Origin of the sequence: Halomonas sp. (assembly GCF_041689495.1) — a bacterium.
Lineage (GTDB): Bacteria > Pseudomonadota > Gammaproteobacteria > Pseudomonadales > Halomonadaceae > Halomonas.
This window is the reverse complement of record NZ_JBDNGD010000446.1, coordinates 1-1,272: the sequence shown is the minus strand read 5'-3', so window position 1 is coordinate 1,272 and position 1,272 is coordinate 1. Positions and strand designations below refer to the sequence as shown.

General features: G+C 57.9%; 1 protein-coding gene. It reads right to left on the bottom strand.

Features of this window, described 5'->3' with window-relative positions; genetic code table 11:
- A partial coding sequence (locus ACESMD_RS13760) for a putative bifunctional diguanylate cyclase/phosphodiesterase (RefSeq protein WP_372614098.1) occupies window positions 1-1,272 on the bottom strand: 1,272 nt, incomplete at both ends.

The following is a 1,272-nucleotide window of genomic DNA, read 5'->3' as shown; positions in this document are numbered from 1 at the left end:
CGCCATCCTGACCTTCGGCCAGCAGGGAGGATAGATCCGTTGCCGACATCGGGCGGGACAGGTGGAAGCCCTGCAGGAAGTCGGCGCCCATGGCGGTGAGCTTGTCGCTCTGCTCCTGTGTCTCCACCCCTTCCGCGATGACCTTGAGGTCCAGGGCTCGGGCGATTTCCACGATGGGCTTTACCAGCGGGGGCTGGTTCTTGTCGTTATCCAGTTGCTCGATCAGTAGCCGGTCGATCTTGAGTATCTCGACGGGCAGCTTGTGCAGATAATTGAGGGAGGAGTAACCACTGCCGAAATCATCAATGGCCACATGAAAGCCGCAGCGGGTCAATTGTTCCAATACCTGCAGACTCGCCTGTTCGGACTGCATCATCGCGGTTTCGGTGACCTCAATAACGACGCACTCCGGTTCCAGGCCCCGCTGCCGAGTGGCCTGTTCCAGCCCCTCGCTGAACCCGAGATCCAGCAATTGCAGGGGCGAGACATTGATGTTGAGAAAGAGGTCCCTGCCACACAGGCCTTCCTGCCTCCAGTGTAGAAGGTCATCCAGTGCACGGTTCATCACCGCACAGCCCAGTTTGCTGATCAGGCCCACCCGTTCGGACAAGGGAACGAAATCGCCGGGCGATATCCATCCCTTCTCCGGATGCTCCCAACGAACGAGGGCTTCCACCCCAACGATTGTGCCGCTTCGCGCGTCATGAATAGGCTGGTAATGGTTCAGCAGTTGGCCCTGTTCGATCGCAACGCTCAGGTCGTTCATGATGGACAGGCGCTGCTCGACCTTCTCCTGCATGGATCGGTTGAAGATACCCAACCCCGAGCGCCCGAGCTGTTTTGCATGCCTGAGTGCGGTACCGGCATTCTGCGAAAGTGTTTCGGGATCACTGCTGTCTTTGTCACTTGCAATACCGATGCCGGCCGACAGAGCCCGCAACTCCATACCGTCGACTTGCAAGCGGTGTGACAAGGTGTTTCGTATGCGCATGAGGAGCGCATCGACTTCCGTCCAGTCTTCAAAGCCCCGATACACAGCAAATTTGTCGCCAGCAATGTGGGCAAGCATCTCTCCGGCTTCAAGCGATTGCTTCAGTCGAGCGGCCAGCTCAATGAGTGCCTTGTTGCCGGCTACGTAGCCGAGGGTGGAGTTGATGGCATCGAAATCGTCGATATCAAGGATGAGCACGGCATGACCGTGGTGTGGTTCCTTCCATGCGGCGGCGATTTCCGTATCCAGATAATGGCGATTGGGCAGTCGGGTCAGCGGAT